Origin of the sequence: Streptomyces sp. 6N223 (assembly GCF_052246635.1) — a bacterium.
In the GTDB taxonomy this organism is placed as follows: Bacteria; Actinomycetota; Actinomycetes; order Streptomycetales; family Streptomycetaceae; genus Streptomyces.
In genome coordinates this window covers 1-15,933 of the sequence record NZ_JBQQCA010000028.1, presented here as the reverse complement: position 1 = coordinate 15,933, position 15,933 = coordinate 1, and the positions used below count along the sequence as shown (strand labels likewise).

The following is a 15,933-nucleotide window of genomic DNA, read 5'->3' as shown; positions in this document are numbered from 1 at the left end:
ACAGGCGTAGCCCGGGACGGTAGTCTGCAAGGGCCTCTGCAAGGGCTCCTGCGACCGCGAAAAGCCACCCGTTAGCCACCCGAAAACCACCAATGACTGGGATGACGAAGACGATGCACCGGTACCGGTCCCACACCTGCGGCGAGCTGCGTTCGGCGAACATCGGCACGGATGTCCGGCTCTCGGGCTGGCTGCACAATCGCCGGAACCTCGGCGGCATCCTCTTCGTGGACCTGCGCGACCACTACGGCATCACGCAGCTCATCGTCCACCCGGAGACGCCCGGCATCGAGCCGGTCATCGAGCGCCTGGGCTCGCTGGCGAAGGAGACCGTGGTCCGCGTCGACGGCCGGGTCGTCAGCCGTGGCGCGGAGAACGTGAACCCCGAGCTGCCCACCGGTGAGATCGACGTCGAGGTCCGCGAGGTGGAGGTGCTCGGCGCGTCCGATCAGGTGCCGTTCACCATCAACGCCGAGGACGGCGTCGGCGAGGAGCGCCGCCTGGAGTACCGCTTCCTCGACCTGCGCCGGGAGCGGATGCACCGCAACATCGTGCTGCGCTCGAAGGTCATCTCGGCCATCCGCCAGAAGATGACCGGCCTGGGCTTCACCGAGCTGGCCACGCCGATCCTGTCGGCCACCTCGCCCGAGGGCGCCCGCGACTTCCTCGTCCCCTCCCGCCTGCACCCCGGCACCTTCTACGCCCTGCCGCAGGCGCCGCAGCAGTTCAAGCAGCTCCTGATGATCGCGGGCTTCGACCGGTACTTCCAGATCGCGCCCTGCTTCCGCGACGAGGACGCCCGCGCCGACCGCTCGCCCGGCGAGTTCTACCAGCTCGACATGGAGATGAGCTTCGTCGAGCAGGAGGACGTCTTCGCCGTCATCGAGAAGGTGATGACCGAGCTGTTCGAGGAGTTCGGCGGCGGGCGGCACGTCACCTCGCCCTTCCCGCGGATCCCGTTCCGCGAGGCGATGGCGAAGTACGGCTCCGACAAGCCGGACCTGCGGGCGAAGCTGGAGCTGGTCGACGTCACGGACGTCTTCGCCGGGTCGGGCTTCAGGGCGTTCGCCGACAAGCACGTGCGGGCGCTGCCGGTGCCGGACGTGGCCGGGCAGCCGCGCCGCTTCTTCGACGAGATGGGCGACTACGCGACCGGGCTCGGCGCCAAGGGCCTGGCGTGGGTGCGGGTCGGCGACGACGGGGCGCTGAGCGGGCCCATCGCGAAGTTCCTGACGGAGGAGAACGTCAAGGCCCTGCTGGGCGCGACCGGCGCCGGGCCGGGCAGCGCGCTCTTCTTCGGGGCGGGCGAGTACGACGAGGTGTCGAAGATCATGGGCGCGGTGCGGGTGGAGGCCGCGCGCCGCACCGGGCACTTCGAGGAGGGCGTCTTCCGCTTCTGCTGGGTCGTGGACTTCCCGATGTTCGAGCGGAACGAGGACACCGGGGCCATCGAGTTCTCCCACAACCCGTTCTCGATGCCGCAGGGCGGCCTTGAGGCGCTGGAGACCCGGCACCCGCTGGACGTGCTGGCCTGGCAGTACGACATCGTCTGCAACGGGGTGGAGCTGTCCTCCGGCGCGATCCGGAACCACGAGCCGGAGGTCATGTTCAAGGCGTTCGGCATCGCGGGCTACACGCCGGAGGACGTGGAGCGCGACTTCGGCGGCATGCTGCGGGCGTTCCGCTACGGGGCGCCGCCCCACGGGGGGATCGCACCCGGCATCGACCGCATCGTGATGCTGCTGGCCGACGAGCCGAACCTGCGGGAGACGATCGCGTTCCCGCTCAACGGGAACGCGCAGGACCTGCTGATGGGCGCGCCCAGCCCGGTCGACGAGACGCGGCTGCGCGAGCTGCACCTGGCGCTGCGCAAGCGCGACTAGGGCCTGTCCGGCGGGGCTGGGGGCGGAGCCCCCGGCCCCGCTGCCGCCCGCACCCCGGCACCCCACCCGGGGGCCGGGCTGTCGTCGTCAGCTTTTACCGTTGGTCAGCTTTCCTCACAGGTCGAACTCGTGCGGCGGGATCTCCAGCGTGGTGCACACCTCGCGCACGACCTGCCGCTCCGTCGGGTCGAAGTTCCCGTCCGCGCCGCCGATCACGATGCCGATCTGGATGACCGCCCGCGCCTCCGTCGGCTTCTTCTTCGTCGTCCCGATGACCTGCATCACGTTGATCTTGCCGAACTGGAAGTCGGCCGTGAGCTGGTCCACGTACCCGTTGAAGCGCTGCTGGAGGTCGTGGGCCGGAAAGTTCTGCAGGACCGGGTTGCTCGCGATCAGGGACGCGACGCGCTGTCGCTCCGCCTGATCGACCGAGCCGTCGGCCGCCGCCACCAGGGCGCACATCGCCATGCTCGCGTCCCGGAACGACCCGCTCTTCAGCTCGGTCTTCTTCTCCATGAGCTGGCCCTGCATCTTCTGCGCGGAGTCCTTGATGCGGTCCCACAGCGCCATCGCACGTCACCTCAACCACTCGTGTGCTTCTCGTCCATTCGTCGCCGCGTCAACGATTCCACCCCACCCCGAGTTCCGGGCGACTCGTCCGTCGGAGGGCCGTCAACACGCTGACGCAAAGGAATTGCGTGGGGAACAGAACTGGACCAAGCTGCGCACATGCCGACGACCCGCCGCAACCTGACCGTCAACCGCGCCCGACTCGCCCACAAGATCGGCTACGCGCTCCGCCACCCCGGTCGCGTCACCCCCTACCTGAGGCGAACGGGGCGCGACGCGTGGCTGCGGCTCAAGCATCGCGACCACGTGGCGTACTACCGCGCCGTGATGGCCTCCGACGCCGCCCGCGACCCCAAGGCGGCCGTCGGCAGCCGCAGCCACGAGCGCTGGCTGGCGCTGGGACAGATGCAGTTCGACTACCTCACCAGCCACGGGCTGCGGCCCGAGCACCGCATGCTCGACATCGGCTGCGGCAACCTCCGCGCGGGCTGGCGCTTCATCCAGTACCTCGAACCCGGCAACTACTACGGCATCGACATCTCGCCGGACATCCTCATCAGCGCCAAGCAGACGGTGGTGACCTATGAGCTCCAGGAGAAGCTGCCGCACCTGACCATCACCCGCGACCTCACGCTGGACTTCCTGCCCAGCGGCCACTTCGACGTCGTGCACGCGCACAGCGTCTTCTCGCACTCGCCGATCGGGATCATCGAGGAGTGCATGGCACACGTGGGCCGCATCCTGGCGCCCGGCGGCTTCTTCGACTTCACCTTCGACCGCACGGAGGGCGCCGAGCACCAGGTGCTGCGCGAGGACTTCTACTACCGCACCGAGACGCTGATCTCACTGGCCGAGCGCCACGGGCTGCGGGCCCGCTTCATGGACGACTGGGAGAAGCTCCCCCACGGCCAGTCCAAGATCCGCGTGAGCGCCCCGGAAGGCCCGGATGGCCCGGAAGACCGGAGAGACCGGGGAGACCGGGGAGATCAGGAAGAGAAGAACAGCCCGGAGAGGCCGCCCTTGCGCCGGTGACCGTAGTGGCCGTGGTGGCCGCCGTGACCGCCGTAGTGGCCGCCCTGCGGCGCGCCCCAGGCGGGACCGGGCTGCGGCGGCGGAGGCGGCGCGGGAGCGGCCTGCGGCGGGGCGCCGGCGAACTGGGTCTCAAGGCGCGTGATCGCCTCCAGCTCCCCGTAGTCGAGGAAGATGCCGCGGCAGCCGCTGCACTGCTCGATCTGGACGCCACTGCGGCTGAAGGTGTGCATGGGCGCGTGGCATTTTGGACACTGCATCGTCGGCTCCTGGCTCCTCGAAACGCACAAACAAACTCGTCGTATGACCTGGCAACGTCCGAGCCACCCTAAACGCTCCCTCCCTCCGGCGTCCCCGGTATGCGGATTATCCGGGCACAGGCGTCGACGAACGCCTCCTCCTCGCCGGTCAGCGCCCGCCCGGCCGCGTCGGCCCGCAGCAGGGAGCGCGCCGCGAAGTGCGCGGTCAGCGTGCGCGCGGGGGCGTCCAGCCGCGGCCAGGGGTCCCAGTCGGGGCGGTAGGCGCCGAGCAGCCGCCGCCAGTCGGCCTCCGGCAGCAGCCCGGCGGCGTACCAGGCGGCGGGCCTGGCCAGGTCCCACACCGGATCGCCGAGCCCGAGGTCGTCCACGTCGATCAGCCGCCACGGCCCGCTCGGGCCCGGACCCGGCTGCCGCACGAGCTGCCCCAGGTGGAAGTCGCCGTGGCACAACGCCGACCCGGCCGTCGTCGCCTCCGCCTCCCCCCGGCACCAGGCGGGCAGCCCCTCCCACACCCCCGCCACCGCCCGCCGCGCGGCGGCGTGGCCCGCGAGGGCGCGGATCCGCCCGACGACGCGGGCCGTCCGCACCGCACCGCCCATCGCCGGGATCGCGCCGGCCCCGGCCAGCGGCAGCGGCACGGCGTGCAGCGCGGCCAGCAGCCGCCCCGCCGCCTCCCAGGGCACGGCCCCGGCGTCGTCCGGGTCGACCGGCGTTCCGTACGGCCACATCGTGGCGGCACGCCCGTCCCGCATCCGCGTCACGTCCCCCGGCGGCAGCGGCGCCAGCAGGATCCCGTCCAGCGCCGGATCGCGCGCGACCCGCAGCCGCACGCCCAGGGCCTCCGCGTCCGTCCCGGCCGCATGCGCCTTGGCCACCACGCTCCCGACCCGCACCACGGTGACCTCAGGCCGCTCGGCCAGCACGACCGGCTCCGCCGCCGCGGCGCTGGCGGAGCCTCCGGGCCCGCCGGCAGCGCCGGCGGGCCCGGAGAGCAGGCGGGTCAGGGCGTGGGCCGCCGGGGTCCTGGGGGGATCGTGGGCATGTGCCGCCATGGGTGGTGCCTCCCGGCTAGCGGGGGAGGTCCAGGAGCCGGACCCGGGTGCCCGCCTCGGCGCCGCCGGGGGGGATGACGGCGAGCGCGTCGGCCGAGGCGACGCCGCGCAGCATGGCGGGGCCGGCGTAGTTCAGCGGGCTGGCCTGGTCGGGGTCCGGGCAGGCCACGGGGACCAGCCGGGTGTCGCGCGGGTGGCCGCGCACCTCGGCGGTGAGGGCGGCGTGGCGTTCCGTCCCGCCCGGCTCCGGCCGTCCCCCGAGGCCGCGCAGCAGCGGCGCGGCCAGCGTCAGCAGGCCGGAGACGGCGGCGAGCGGGTTCCCGGGCAGGCCCACCAGGGGAACGCCGCCGGACAGGCGCGCCAGCAGCATGGGGTGGCCCGGGCGCACCGCGACGCCGCCGATGAGGAGCGTGGCGCCGAGGCGGTGCAGCGTGGCGCGGAGGTGGTCGACGGGCCCGGCGGCCGTCGAGCCGGTGGTGACGACGAGGTCGGCGCGGCTGGTGCCGATCGCCTCGTGCAGCGCGTCGGCGTCGTCGCCCAGGCGGCGGGTGACGAGCACGTGGGCGCCGAGGGCGGTCAGCCACGGGCCGGTCATCGGGCCGAGGGCGTCGCGGATGCGGCCGTCGTGCGGCAGTCCCCGGTGCAGCAGCTCGGCGCCGAGGACCAGCACCTCGGCGCGGGGGCGCGGGTACACCCGCAGCTGGTCGTACCCCGCGGCGGCGGCCAGCCCCAGCGCGGCGGGCGTCAGCGGCGTACCGGGCACGAGCAGCGGCGTACCGGTGCGGCACTCCTGGCCGCGCGGGCGGATGTCCGCGCCGGGCGTGGGCTGCGGGCCGCGGAGCTGGCCGCCGGTGACGCTGCCGCGTTCGGAACGCAGCACGGCCGTCGTGCCCTCCGGGATGCGCGCGCCGGTGGCGATCGGCACGGCCTGCCCGTCGCCGAGCGGCGGCGCGGCCGAGGCCCCGGCCAGCACGTGGCCGTCGCCGGCGAGCCGCCACGGGCCGGGGCCGGCGACGGCCCAGCCGTCCATGGCGGAGGTGTCGAAGGCGGGCAGGTCGGTGAGGGCGTTCAGCCCGACGGCGAGGGTGTGGTCGATGGCCTGCTCCAGCGGCAGCAGGCGTGGGCGCAGCGGGCGGACGGCGCGGTACGCGGCGGCGCGGGCCGTCTCCCAGCCGGGGGACGGCCGCTCGGCGGCGGGCGGCGGCACGCGGCGGCGTTCCGCCTCGGTGGCGGCGCCCAGGGGGGCGTTCGCCAGGGCGAGCGCGTCGTCGAAGTCGTCGATCACCGGTCGCTCACTCCGCTGCCTTCTCCTGCCGCGGCCCTTGCTCCGGCTCCCGGGACCAGCGCTCGGCCAGGGCGGAGATCCTGCGGGCCGCGTCGGCCGGGGCGAGGCCGTGGCGCGCCGCCGCGTAGCCGATGAGGAAGGTGGTCAGCGGCGCGGCCGGGCGGGCGACGCCGTGCGCGGCGTCGCGGGCGGCGTCCAGCAGCGCCTTGATGTCCATGTCCAGGGCGGGGTCCGTGGCGGGGTCGATGCCGAGCTCGGCCCGGGCGGCGGCGATCCATTCGTCGAGCACGCTCCCATGGTCCCTGATCCGCGCCCGGGCCGCGGCGATGTCCTCCCAGGTGTCGCAGTCGAGGGCGGCTCGCTCCGCGATGGCCCCGACGGCGCGGTGGAGGCCGAGGCGGCGCGGCAGGAGCCGCACCGGCAGCCCGGCGAGGGTGCCGCCGTGCTCGGCGGCGAGCGCGGCCAGCTCGCGGCGCAGCGGCTCGGCCCGGTAGACGGCGGTCAGCGGCTGGTCGCGGCCGGCGCCGTCGCGCGGCAGCACGCCGTCCGCGCCGGGCGGCACGTCCAGCAGCAGCCGCAGGCTGCCGGCGGTGAGGAAGGGCAGGTCGGCGGCGAGCACGGCCACCACGGGCCGCTCGGTGCGCCGCAGCCCCGCCTCCAGCGCGGCCAGCGGCCCGCCGCCGGGCGGCTCCTCCCGCGCCCACACCACCGGCCGGCCCACGCCCGTCTCCCGCTCCGGCCCCACGACCACGACCCGGTCCGCCTCGGCGCACGCCGCCAGCACCCGGTCCAGCAGGGAACGCCCCCCGACGCGCACGCCCGGCTTGTCCACGCCCCCCAGCCGCCGGGCGGCGCCCCCGGCGAGCACGACGGCGTCGAACGCTGGGATCGCGGATGCCGCTGAAGTGGTCGCTGAGATCGCTGAGGTCGGGGTCATCGTCCGCCCACGCTACGCCGCATCGCGGCGCCATGCGGGGCGCGTGAAGCGTGGAGGGGTCGCACAGGCGCATGCCGCAGCTCCCCGCATGACTCACGACGTGGCCGATCGCGTGGACGCGGTGTGGACATCTGGCTTCCGTTCGCGTGACATGGGTGCAGGACGTCCAAAGCGGGAGGGGAGGACGGGCCTCATGAGGGAGGAGGAGGGTGTCAGGCCGCTCGACTCGATCGACCTGGCGATACTGCGGCTGCTGCGGGTGGACGGCCGCGCCTCGATCCGGTCGGTCGCGGAGCAGGTGCACATCTCGCGGGCCAACGCCTACGCCCGGATCAGCCGCCTGGTCGACGAGGGCGTGATCCGCGGCTTCAGCGCCCGGGTCGACCACGAGCGGGCGGGCCAGGGCGCGGCGGCGTACGTCGCGATGACCATCGTGCAGGACAGCTGGCGCACGGTGCGGGAGAAGCTGGAGCAGGTGCCGGGGGCCTCGCACATCTCGCTGGTCAGCGGGGACTTCGACGTGCTGATGCTGGTGCACACCACGGACAACCGGGCGCTGCGCGAGCTGGTGCTGGGGTGTATCCAGACGATTCCGGAGGTCCGGAGCACCCGCACCCTGCTGGTCTTCGAGGAGGCCGAGCCGCTGACGCCGCCGCCCTAGGCCTTCCTGGTGGTCGGCCCTAGTGGTCGACCGGGCAGCGGCCGGTGGCGCGGGCCCGGGCGAGGTCGTCGAGGTAGAAGTTGGGGCGCTGGTCGGCCTCGTCGTAGTAGCGGTGGAAGACGGGGGTGATGCCGCCGGAGACGGGCGGAACGATCCAGCTCCAGTCGGCGGGCACGATCCGCCCCTCGCTCTCCTCGCGGGCGAGGTGGGTGAGGAAGCGCCGGGACTCGGTGTGGTGGTCGGTGATCTTCACGCCCGCGGCGCGGAAGGAGTGGAGCACGGCGACGTTCAGCTCCACCAGGGCCCGGTCCCGCCACATCGTCTCCTCGCTGCTGGTGTCCAGGCCCAGCAGCTCGGCGACGAACGGCAGCAGGTCGTAGCGGTCGGGGTCGACGAGGTTGCGGGCGCCGATCTCGGTGCCCATGTACCAGCCGTTGAAGGGCGCGAGCGGGTAGTCGATGCCGCCGATGGACAGCCGCATGTGGGAGATGACGGGCAGCGCGTGCCAGCGCAGGCCGAGCTCGGTGATGCTCGGCAGATCGGGGTGGCTGATCGGGACCTCCAGGATGAGGTCGCGGGGGATGTCGAAGAGCTGCGGCTTGTCGCCGGGCGCCTGGATGACCCAGGGCAGCATGTCGAACCAGCCGCCGGGCGCCTGCCAGCCCATGCGCCGCACCGCCTCGGTGAAGCCGATGTGCCCGGCGTCGCCGATGATCATGCCGTCCGGGTGCTGGTAGCCGGCGTAGCGGATGAGCTGGCTGTTCCAGACGACGGGCGCGGGGCGGCGCGGAGCGTCGGGGGCGAAGACGGAGATCACCGGGCGTATGCGGCCGCCGTTGGTGGCCAGCCGCAGGTGCTCGCAGAGGTGGCCGTATATCTCGGCGGGCGCGGTGGCGGCGCGGCGGTCGAGGACGCGCAGGCTGCGCCAGTACAGACGCCCTATGCAGCGGCTGGAGTTGCGCCAGGCGACGCGCGCGCCGAACTCCAGCTCGGCGGGGGTGTGGTGGTAGGTGCCGGTCAGCTCGATGCGTTCGCGGATCTGGCGCAGCCGCATCCCCAGGGGCACGGGCTGGTCGGGGTGTTCGGCGTGGAAGAGGGTGACGAACTCCTCGACCTCGGTCCAGGCGGGGACCGGCGGCGTGGGGGGTTGGTACGGGTGCCCGGTGTGGCTTCCGGTGTCCAAGGGGCTCCTCGGGTCGCGTGCGGCTGGTGCGGCGCCCCCGGGCGCCCAGACTAGACGACCCCGCCGTCCCTCACACTTGTCCCACGTCCCGCAGCGAGCCATGTCACAGCTTCACAGCTTCACAGCTTGGTGCTTCGCTGTTCCGTGCTTCACAGCCCGGCTGTACGCCGCCGCCAGAAGCGCCAGTTGGCGTCCAGCACGTCGGCGTTGCGCTGCTCCCACTCCATCGCCGCGCGCACGGTGTCCGGCGGGCAGTGCCACTCCTGACCGCCCGACAGCGAACGCAGCCTCAGATAAGGACCGGCGTGGCCCTGGACGCGCCCGATCCGGCCGGTCCGGGTGTCCACCACGCACGAGTCGACGCTCCAGCTCATCGTGACGGCTCCTTCCCCGGCTCGCCGCCGTCGCAACCGCTCGTTGTTACCACTGTGCGCGCGCTGTTTTGACGGGGCGTTACGCATCCTGTCTCTCTCCGGCAACAGAAATCTCCGTGGCGGGCCCCGCCGGGCGTGAGAATGCTCGCACGTTCGAATTCCCAGGAGCGCGGGAGCCTTTCAGGGCTTGGGCCGCGAGTCCGGCCAGGGCGCGATGCGCTCAGGATTGCTCTCCTGGACGACACGTCCGCAACTGGTGCACGCCCAGTCGGGGTTATCGAAGAGAAAGCCGTCGTTCGTCAGGTTCACCTCGCGAACCAGGGTCCCGTTCTGGCATTTGCAACTGATCGCTTCAACGATCTTCCGCATGGGCTCTCTCAGACCGTGGACCGGCGTTGGGGAGTCACAGGATAGAGGCGCCTGGAGGACTTGGGGATGGGTCACCGCGACATCCCTCGACGTCATCCCGCCGAGATCCAGCCGACATCCAGTGGAAGAGGGTCATGGCCACGCTGGTGGCCAGGTTGTAGCTGGAGACGCCCGGCCGCATCGGCAGGGCCAGCAGGCGGTCGGCGCGCTCGCGCAGCGCGGCCGACAGACCGGCCCGCTCGGAGCCGAACGCCAGCAGCGCCCGGTCGGGAACGGTCACCGCGCGGATGTCCTCCCCCTCCGGGTCGAGGGCGTACAGCGGCCAGGGCGGCAGCTCGCCCGGCTCGCGGCGTTCGACGGCGGTGGCGAAGTGGAGGCCGGCGGCGGCGCGCAGCGCGCTCGGGTGCCAGGGGTCGGCGGTGCCGGTGGTGATCACGCCGCCCGCGCCCGCGCCCGCCGCGACGCGGATCACGGCGCCGATGTTGCCGAGGTGGCGGGGCTCGTCCAGCACGACGACGGGGGCCCGCGCCTCGGCGAGGCGGGCGGGGCGGCGTACGGCCAGGGCGGCGACGCCGGTGGGGTGCGGGCGCGGCACGAGGGCGCGCAGCTCGTCCGGGGTGACCGGCTCCAGCAGCGCGGCGAGGCGGTCGCCCAGCTCGGGCGCGAGTGTGCCGGCCAGCTCCAGCGCGGCGGGCTTGTCGGCGGCGACGGCGAGGGGAACGTCGGCGTGGAAGCGCAGGGCGTGCTTGAGGGCGTGGAAGCCGTCGAGCAGCACCGCGCCCGGCGCGTCGGCGCGGGCGCGCCAGGCGGCGAGCGCGGCGCCACTCACGGCTGCCCTGGGGGCGCCGCCCCCGTGCCCTCGGCCCTGCACACGCACCCCAACCCGGGGTGTGGGCAGTCTCCGCCAGGGGCGGAGGGTGGGCACACCCCTCGGGAGGGGACGGCCCGCACCTGCGCGACGAGGGGTCTGGGGGGCGGAGCCCCCCAGGGCCGGGCGGCGGGGCGGCGGCGCCTCATGGGCGTTCCGCCGAGACCGGGGGCCGGCGCTTCTGCGCGGGCACGGGCACCGGCCCGGCGCCGGCGGCCGTGGTGGTGTCCGGCGCCGCCTCGGCGCCACCGGCGTCACCGGCGCCAGCGGCGTCACCGCCGCCCCCGCGCAGGCGCCGCAGGCGGGCCGTGGCCTTCCCCGCCCCCGCGCCCATCCACAGCAGGAACGCCGTCGGCAGGAAGACGCTGTCCATCGCGATCATCGCCATCGAGAACGCCGGCAGCCCCAGCAGCACCGCGATGCCGATGTGCTCGCCGATCATCAGGAACAGCAGCAGGTTCTTCGCCCGCCGGTTCAGCAGCGCGAACGGGAACGCGACCTGCACCGCCACCGTTCCGTAGCTGAGCGCCATGATGATGAGCCCGCTGTTGCTCAGCGCGTCCGCCAGCTCCGGCCACGGCTCGAAGTAGTCCAGGTTGAGCGGGTAGTACACGGCCGTGCCGTCGCCCCAGCGCGAGCCCTGGATCTTGTACCAGCCCGCGCAGGCGTAGATCACGCACACCTGGAACATGATCACCAGCAGCGCGGCGTTGTGCACGATGTTCGCGACGATGTCCGAGACGATGCGCGGCTCGCCGCCCGCGTACCGCTCCACCAGCCACCAGTAGGCGTAGACCAGCCACATCCCCGCGAAGAACGCCGTCCACACCGGGCTGTCCAGCTTCCCGCTCGCCACCGACCCCAGCAGCGCCAGGCCCATCACCGCCCACACCGCGATGCCGACCGGGTCGGCCCAGTGCCCGGTGCCGCGCGCCCGCCGCCGGGCGTCGAGCGACCAGACCTGGCCGCAGCGGGTGACGACGAGGTAGAGCGCCATCAGGTGGACGACGTTGTCGCCGCCGTCGCCCATGAAGACGCTGCGGTTCTGGAGCGACAGCACCCCGATCATGAACAGCAGCGACATCGCGCGGGTGCGCCAGCCCAGCAGCAGCCCGACGCTGGCGGCGATGGCCAGGTGGTAGACGAGTTCGAACCACAGCACCGAGTCCGTCCACAGCAGCACGGTGAAGGCGTGGTTGTCGGCGACGAAGCGGGTGGCGATGTCGTAGCCCCACGGGCTGTCGGGCCCGTACAGCTCGTGCCGGTGCGGCCACTCGCGGACCAGGAACACCAGCATGGTGACGGCGAAGCCGATGCGGACGATCGCGGTCTGGTACGGGCCGAGGGCGCGGCGCGTGACGTGCCCGACGCTCCGCGCCAGCGCGGCGTCGAAGCGGGCGCCCAGGCCCGCGAACGGGGATACCTCCTGGCTCTGGCCCTGGCCCTGGCTCTGGCTCTGGCTCTGGCTCATGAGCTCAGTCCTCCCCGTCCGACGCGAGAACGCCGCTGGGCAGGTCCTCTGTCGTGACCACCCACCAGTCCAGCTCGTAGTAGGCGGTCGTGGTGTCGATCTCCTCGCCGCTCCACTCCGGCGCGGGCAGCAGCGTGGTGGCCGAGCGGAGCTGTATGCGCTCCACCTCATCGAGGTCGATGCCGCTATCGCCCGCCTGGTCCAGGCGCAATAGCGCGATGCGGTGCACGTATATCTCCGACACCTCGCCGCGCAGCCCTATCGGCTCGCCGGAGTCCTCGGCGTGGGAGCCGGTGTAGAAGTCCCAGGCGCGGCGCAGCTCGTTCTGGGCGGTGTGGCTCGGGAAGAGGTTGTGCTCGATGTGCTCGATGTCCATGGCGGTGAGGGATATCCAGTCCGTGGTCTTCCCGCCTGCCTCGGCACGGACCTCGATGGCGATGTTGCGCTGGAGCGGGTTGGGCGCGAACAGCTTCCAGGTCTGCTCGAACTCCGGGTAGATGTACTCGCGCATCCCCTCGCCGTACTCCTCGCTGAGGGTGTTCGCGGGTGCCACGAAGAGGAAGACCAGCGCCATGTGCCACAGCGCGTACACCGACAGGACGCCGAGAGCCAGGGCGATGATCAGCCGCGAGCGCAGCGGCAGCGTGCCGAGTTGCACGTCCGCCGTCTCGGTCCGCTCCAGGTCGTGCGCGTGCGCCACCGCGCCGGCCCGTCCGGTTCCGTCTCTCCCCGGCCCTGCCGACGGCTCTGCCGCCGGATCCGGTTCTCGCATCATGCTCGGCCGCTCCCCCAACGCCTGCTGTGGCTGCCGCTCGTTCCTCTCTCTGACCCGAGCACCGTACCCGTAGACGGCTTAGGGTGAGCCCATGAGCCGCGCGATCGAGACCTCCATCTTCACGGAGATGACGGAGTTGGCCCGCCGCACCGGCGCCATCAACCTCGGCCAGGGCGTTCCCGAGCTGGACTCGCCGCCGGCGCTGCTGAGCGACGTCTCCGCCGCCGTGCTCGCCGGGCACAACCAGTACCCGCCCGCCTTCGGCGTTCCCGAGCTGCGCGAGGCCGTCGCCGCCCACCAGCGCCGCCACTACGGCCTCGGCCCGGAGCCCGACGGCGAGGTGCTGGTCACCACGGGCGCGACCGAGGCGCTGGCCTCGGCGTTCCTCGCCCTGACGGGCCCCGGCGACGAGATCCTCACGCTCGACCCCTGCTACGACGCCTACCCGGCCGGGGCGCGGCTGAGCGGCGCCAGCCTGGTCGCCGTGCCGCTGGTCTCGGAGGGGGAGGGCTTCGCGCTCGACGCGGACGCGCTGCGCGCCGCCGTCACCCCCCGCACCCGCCTCCTCGTCCTCAACACCCCGCACAACCCCACCGGCAAGGTCTTCACCGCCGCCGAGCTGGCGGCCATCGCCGAGCTGTGCCGGGAGCGGGACCTGACCGTCGTCACCGACGAGGTCTACGAGCACCTGACCTACGAGGACGGCCTGGCCCACACCCCCATCGCCGCCCTGCCCGGCATGTGGGAGCGCACCCTGACCATCTCCTCGGCCGGGAAGACCTTCAACGCCACCGGGTGGAAGGTCGGCTGGGTCAGCGGCCCGGCGCGGCTCGTCGCCGCCGTCACCGCGGTCAAGCAGTTCCTCACCTACGCCTCGGGCACCCCGTACCAGGCGGCCATCGCCGGCGCGCTGAACGCCGTCGAGCCGTGGGCCGCCTCGCTGCGCGCGACCCTCCGGGCCAACCGCGACCTGCTCGCCGAGGGCCTGGCCGGAGCCGGGCTGCGCCCGTACCGCGCCGAGTCCGGGTACTTCATCCAGGCCGACGTCCGCCCCTGGGGCTACGCCGACGGCCACGCCTTCTGCCGCGACCTGCCCGCCCGCGCGGGCGTCGTCGCCATCCCCACCTCGGCGTTCCGCCATGCCGGGCCCGACCCGGTCCCGTGGCTGGTCCGCTTCACCTTCTGCCGCCGCGCGGAGTCGCTGCGCGAGGCGGCGAAGCGGCTGGCCGCGGGGGCGGCCGCGGCCGCGCCGTCCGACCGGTAGGGTTCGCTCACCCGTTCCCAGAGCCGACCGGATGGGGGGACCCCGATGGCCAACTACCGAAGATCTGCCGCGACGTTGGTCGCGTTGTCGGCGGGAGCGGCGCTGCTGCTCACCGCGTGCGGCGGCGGAGGGGGCGACGACGAGGCCGGCGGCGACCCGTCGGAGCTGCCCAGCCGCCTGTCCGACCTCAACGCCGGTACGCCGGGCCCCACTTCGACCGCTTCGAGCCCCGCTTCGAGCCCCACGCCCACGACCGCCGAGCCGACGACGCCGCCCCCGCCCGACCCCACCACCGCCGCCCCGACGGAGGAGCCGACCCGCGACCACTCCCTCATGGACGAGCTGGACGGCGTGTGGCAGACCGCCCCCGTTCCCGGTGAGGGCGGCCAGCTCACCTTCGACGGGTCCGCCGAGGTCACCTACATCCCCCAGGACACGACGGACTACCTGCTCTGCATCGGCGAACTCGACGGCGACACGATCTCCCTCGACTGCCCGGACGCGCTCGATCCGTCTCAGCTGCCCTACCACCTGGACGCCACGCTGACGCTGAACGGCTCGACCCTCGCCGTCGACTGGGGCGACGAGACGGAGACCTACACCTACTACGGCCCCGGCCGCTACTAGATCCCCCTAAGGGGAGAGTTGGGGGTACGGTCCGGGAGCCCCCGGATCGCGGTGCGGCGCCCGCCCCCGCGATGCTGAAGCCATGCTGGCCTTCTCCGCATCCGCATCCGCCTTATCCGCGTCCGCCCTATCCGCGTCATCCAGGCGGCCCGGCACGGGCGGCGCCGCGGCGTACGTCAGCCTCTTCACGCTGTCCGGGATCGCCACGGTCCTGGCCACCCGCGCCTACCTGGCCCAGGCCGGATACCCCAAGCTGGGCGGCGGCGGCAGCAATCTGCACATCGCCCACATGCTGTGGGGCGGGCTGCTGATGGCGGCGGCCGTGCTCCTCGCGCTCTGCCTCCTCGGGCGCGCGGCCCGGGGCCTGGCCGCGCTCGTCGGCGGCGTCGGCTTCGGGCTCTTCATCGACGAGATCGGCAAGCAGATCACGGACGAGCCGGGCTACTTCTACCAGCCGGCCGCCGGCATCATCTACGCGACCTTCGCCCTCCTCCTCGTCCTGTCCCGCCTGATACGCCGGCGGACCGCCGACCCCGCCCGCCTGACGGCCGAGCAGCGCACCGCGAACGCCGCCGACCTCGCCCTGACCGGCGTCACGTCCGGGCTCACCGCCGAGCAGCGGCAGGCGGCCCTCCGGCTGGTCGAGGCGTCCGGGCGCGACGTCGACCGGGCCCTGGTCCGGCTGCTCGCCGCGGTGCCCGAGCGCGCCCCCGCCGGGCGCTGGCGTTCCCTGGCCCTGTCCTGGGGGCCGCGGTGCGTGGCCGCCCTGCGGCGGCTGGCCCGGACGCGCGTGGCCGCCGCCCTCGCCGTGGTGTGCGTGCTGACGGAGGCGCTGATGCTCACGGTGTGGATCCCCGTGGACATCGTCAGCGGGGAGCTGGCCGCCGACCCGCAGCGCGGCGCCGCCGTCGGCATCCTGCTGTGCGCCGCGGTCTCCACCGTCCTCGGCGTGGCCGGGCTGGCGAGGCTGCGCCGCGACCAGGCGACGGCGTTCCGGCTGTTCCGGTACGCCCTGCTCGTCGACGTCCTCGTGGGTCAGGTGTTCAAGTTCACGGTGAACCAGTTCGCGGCGGTCAGCGAGCTCGCCATCGACCTGGGCGTGATGTGGGTGCTCTCCGTCCACCTCACCGACCGCCTCTCCGACCACCGCGCGTCGCGGTCACCCGTCGCGCCGCGGCCCGTCGCCGCTACGCCCTAGTACTCCAGTTGCAGATTGCTATCTGCGCTGGTCAGAGGTGGGTTTCTGAGTGTACTCGGTTGATGGGCCGTCAGTGAGGCCGAGTTCGTGACCTTGGGTGCGGCGGTGGTAGTGACAGCGCCGGGCG

At 73.3% G+C, this 15,933-nt stretch carries 16 protein-coding genes; 6 read left to right on the top strand and 10 right to left on the bottom strand.

Annotated elements, in window-relative coordinates:
- The first annotated feature begins 113 nt into the window (after window positions 1-113).
- Window positions 114-1,883: an aspartate--tRNA ligase gene (gene aspS / locus ACTWQH_RS18410; protein ID WP_443287754.1), complete on the top strand. Its 1,770-nt coding sequence runs from the start codon at window positions 114-116 to the stop codon at window positions 1,881-1,883.
- A gap of 114 nt (window positions 1,884-1,997) precedes the next feature.
- Here the strand turns inward: aspS and ACTWQH_RS18405 are convergent, their stop codons facing one another.
- On the bottom strand, window positions 1,998-2,453 hold the full coding sequence (locus ACTWQH_RS18405) for a tellurite resistance TerB family protein (protein WP_443287695.1): 456 nt from the start codon (window positions 2,451-2,453) through the stop codon (window positions 1,998-2,000).
- Between the two features lie 159 nt (window positions 2,454-2,612).
- Between ACTWQH_RS18405 and ACTWQH_RS18400 the strand changes: the two genes are divergently transcribed.
- Window positions 2,613-3,485: a class I SAM-dependent methyltransferase gene (locus ACTWQH_RS18400; RefSeq protein ID WP_443287694.1), complete on the top strand. Its 873-nt coding sequence runs from the start codon at window positions 2,613-2,615 to the stop codon at window positions 3,483-3,485.
- On the opposite strand, the gene ACTWQH_RS18395 is transcribed toward ACTWQH_RS18400, so the two are convergent.
- From ACTWQH_RS18395 to ACTWQH_RS18380, 4 genes are all read right to left on the bottom strand, one after another.
- Window positions 3,440-3,742 carry a TFIIB-type zinc ribbon-containing protein gene (locus ACTWQH_RS18395; protein ID WP_443287693.1) on the bottom strand — a complete coding sequence of 101 codons (303 nt, stop codon included), beginning with the start codon at window positions 3,740-3,742 and terminating at the stop codon, window positions 3,440-3,442. The two genes, ACTWQH_RS18400 and ACTWQH_RS18395, sit on opposite strands and share 46 nt — an antisense overlap.
- Window positions 3,743-3,810: 68 nt before the next feature.
- Window positions 3,811-4,794, bottom strand: coding sequence for a phosphotransferase (locus ACTWQH_RS18390; protein ID WP_443287692.1), 984 nt, complete (start codon window positions 4,792-4,794; stop codon window positions 3,811-3,813).
- A gap of 16 nt (window positions 4,795-4,810) precedes the next feature.
- Window positions 4,811-6,079: a molybdopterin molybdotransferase MoeA gene (locus ACTWQH_RS18385; RefSeq protein WP_443287691.1), complete on the bottom strand. Its 1,269-nt coding sequence runs from the start codon at window positions 6,077-6,079 to the stop codon at window positions 4,811-4,813.
- 7 nt (window positions 6,080-6,086) lie between these two features.
- Window positions 6,087-7,016 (bottom strand): NTP transferase domain-containing protein, encoded by a 930-nt coding sequence (locus tag ACTWQH_RS18380; protein WP_443287690.1) that lies wholly within the window; start codon window positions 7,014-7,016, stop codon window positions 6,087-6,089.
- Window positions 7,017-7,209: 193 nt separating this feature from the next.
- Here ACTWQH_RS18380 and ACTWQH_RS18375 point away from each other — a divergent pair, with 193 nt between their 5' ends.
- On the top strand, window positions 7,210-7,677 hold the full coding sequence (locus ACTWQH_RS18375; protein ID WP_443287689.1) for an Lrp/AsnC family transcriptional regulator: 468 nt from the start codon (window positions 7,210-7,212) through the stop codon (window positions 7,675-7,677).
- A gap of 19 nt (window positions 7,678-7,696) precedes the next feature.
- On the opposite strand, the gene ACTWQH_RS18370 is transcribed toward ACTWQH_RS18375, so the two are convergent.
- The 5 genes from ACTWQH_RS18370 to ACTWQH_RS18350 form a co-directional block, all read right to left on the bottom strand.
- The gene (locus ACTWQH_RS18370; RefSeq protein WP_443287688.1) at window positions 7,697-8,860 is read right to left on the bottom strand and encodes a nitric oxide synthase oxygenase; all 1,164 of its coding nucleotides are present in this window, start codon (window positions 8,858-8,860) and stop codon (window positions 7,697-7,699) included.
- A gap of 149 nt (window positions 8,861-9,009) precedes the next feature.
- On the bottom strand, window positions 9,010-9,234 hold the full coding sequence (locus tag ACTWQH_RS18365; protein WP_443287687.1) for a hypothetical protein: 225 nt from the start codon (window positions 9,232-9,234) through the stop codon (window positions 9,010-9,012).
- A 403-nt stretch (window positions 9,235-9,637) separates the two neighbouring features.
- Window positions 9,638-10,432, bottom strand: coding sequence for a TrmH family RNA methyltransferase (locus ACTWQH_RS18360; protein ID WP_443287686.1), 795 nt, complete (start codon window positions 10,430-10,432; stop codon window positions 9,638-9,640).
- Window positions 10,433-10,616: 184 nt separating this feature from the next.
- Window positions 10,617-11,942 carry an HTTM domain-containing protein gene (locus ACTWQH_RS18355; RefSeq protein ID WP_443287685.1) on the bottom strand — a complete coding sequence of 442 codons (1,326 nt, stop codon included), beginning with the start codon at window positions 11,940-11,942 and terminating at the stop codon, window positions 10,617-10,619.
- A gap of 4 nt (window positions 11,943-11,946) precedes the next feature.
- Window positions 11,947-12,717, bottom strand: coding sequence for a DUF5819 family protein (locus ACTWQH_RS18350; RefSeq protein WP_443287684.1), 771 nt, complete (start codon window positions 12,715-12,717; stop codon window positions 11,947-11,949).
- 91 nt (window positions 12,718-12,808) lie between these two features.
- Between ACTWQH_RS18350 and ACTWQH_RS18345 the strand changes: the two genes are divergently transcribed.
- The 3 genes from ACTWQH_RS18345 to ACTWQH_RS18335 all read left to right on the top strand — a co-directional run bounded on the left by ACTWQH_RS18345 (window position 12,809) and on the right by ACTWQH_RS18335 (window position 15,806).
- Complete coding sequence (locus ACTWQH_RS18345; protein WP_443287683.1) at window positions 12,809-13,981, top strand: aminotransferase class I/II-fold pyridoxal phosphate-dependent enzyme; 1,173 nt, start codon at window positions 12,809-12,811, stop codon at window positions 13,979-13,981.
- An 84-nt stretch (window positions 13,982-14,065) separates the two neighbouring features.
- Window positions 14,066-14,608 (top strand): hypothetical protein, encoded by a 543-nt coding sequence (locus tag ACTWQH_RS18340; RefSeq protein WP_443287682.1) that lies wholly within the window; start codon window positions 14,066-14,068, stop codon window positions 14,606-14,608.
- Between the two features lie 82 nt (window positions 14,609-14,690).
- On the top strand, window positions 14,691-15,806 hold the full coding sequence (locus ACTWQH_RS18335; RefSeq protein ID WP_443287681.1) for a hypothetical protein: 1,116 nt from the start codon (window positions 14,691-14,693) through the stop codon (window positions 15,804-15,806).
- Window positions 15,807-15,933: the final 127 nt, after the last annotated feature.

What these genes read in the sequence shown, in the direction of transcription:
- aspS (WP_443287754.1), top strand. Translation starts at nt 114, where the DNA reads ATGCACCGGTACCGGTCCCACACCTGCGGCGAGCTGCGTTCGGCGAAC.
- ACTWQH_RS18405 (WP_443287695.1), bottom strand. Translation starts at nt 2,453, where the DNA reads ATGGCGCTGTGGGACCGCATCAAGGACTCCGCGCAGAAGATGCAGGGC.
- ACTWQH_RS18400 (WP_443287694.1), top strand. Translation starts at nt 2,613, where the DNA reads ATGCCGACGACCCGCCGCAACCTGACCGTCAACCGCGCCCGACTCGCC.
- ACTWQH_RS18395 (WP_443287693.1), bottom strand. Translation starts at nt 3,742, where the DNA reads ATGCAGTGTCCAAAATGCCACGCGCCCATGCACACCTTCAGCCGCAGT.
- ACTWQH_RS18390 (WP_443287692.1), bottom strand. Translation starts at nt 4,794, where the DNA reads ATGGCGGCACATGCCCACGATCCCCCCAGGACCCCGGCGGCCCACGCC.
- ACTWQH_RS18380 (WP_443287690.1), bottom strand. Translation starts at nt 7,016, where the DNA reads ATGACCCCGACCTCAGCGATCTCAGCGACCACTTCAGCGGCATCCGCG.
- ACTWQH_RS18375 (WP_443287689.1), top strand. Translation starts at nt 7,210, where the DNA reads ATGAGGGAGGAGGAGGGTGTCAGGCCGCTCGACTCGATCGACCTGGCG.
- ACTWQH_RS18365 (WP_443287687.1), bottom strand. Translation starts at nt 9,234, where the DNA reads ATGAGCTGGAGCGTCGACTCGTGCGTGGTGGACACCCGGACCGGCCGG.
- ACTWQH_RS18355 (WP_443287685.1), bottom strand. Translation starts at nt 11,942, where the DNA reads ATGAGCCAGAGCCAGAGCCAGAGCCAGGGCCAGGGCCAGAGCCAGGAG.
- ACTWQH_RS18350 (WP_443287684.1), bottom strand. Translation starts at nt 12,717, where the DNA reads ATGATGCGAGAACCGGATCCGGCGGCAGAGCCGTCGGCAGGGCCGGGG.
- ACTWQH_RS18345 (WP_443287683.1), top strand. Translation starts at nt 12,809, where the DNA reads ATGAGCCGCGCGATCGAGACCTCCATCTTCACGGAGATGACGGAGTTG.
- ACTWQH_RS18335 (WP_443287681.1), top strand. Translation starts at nt 14,691, where the DNA reads ATGCTGGCCTTCTCCGCATCCGCATCCGCCTTATCCGCGTCCGCCCTA.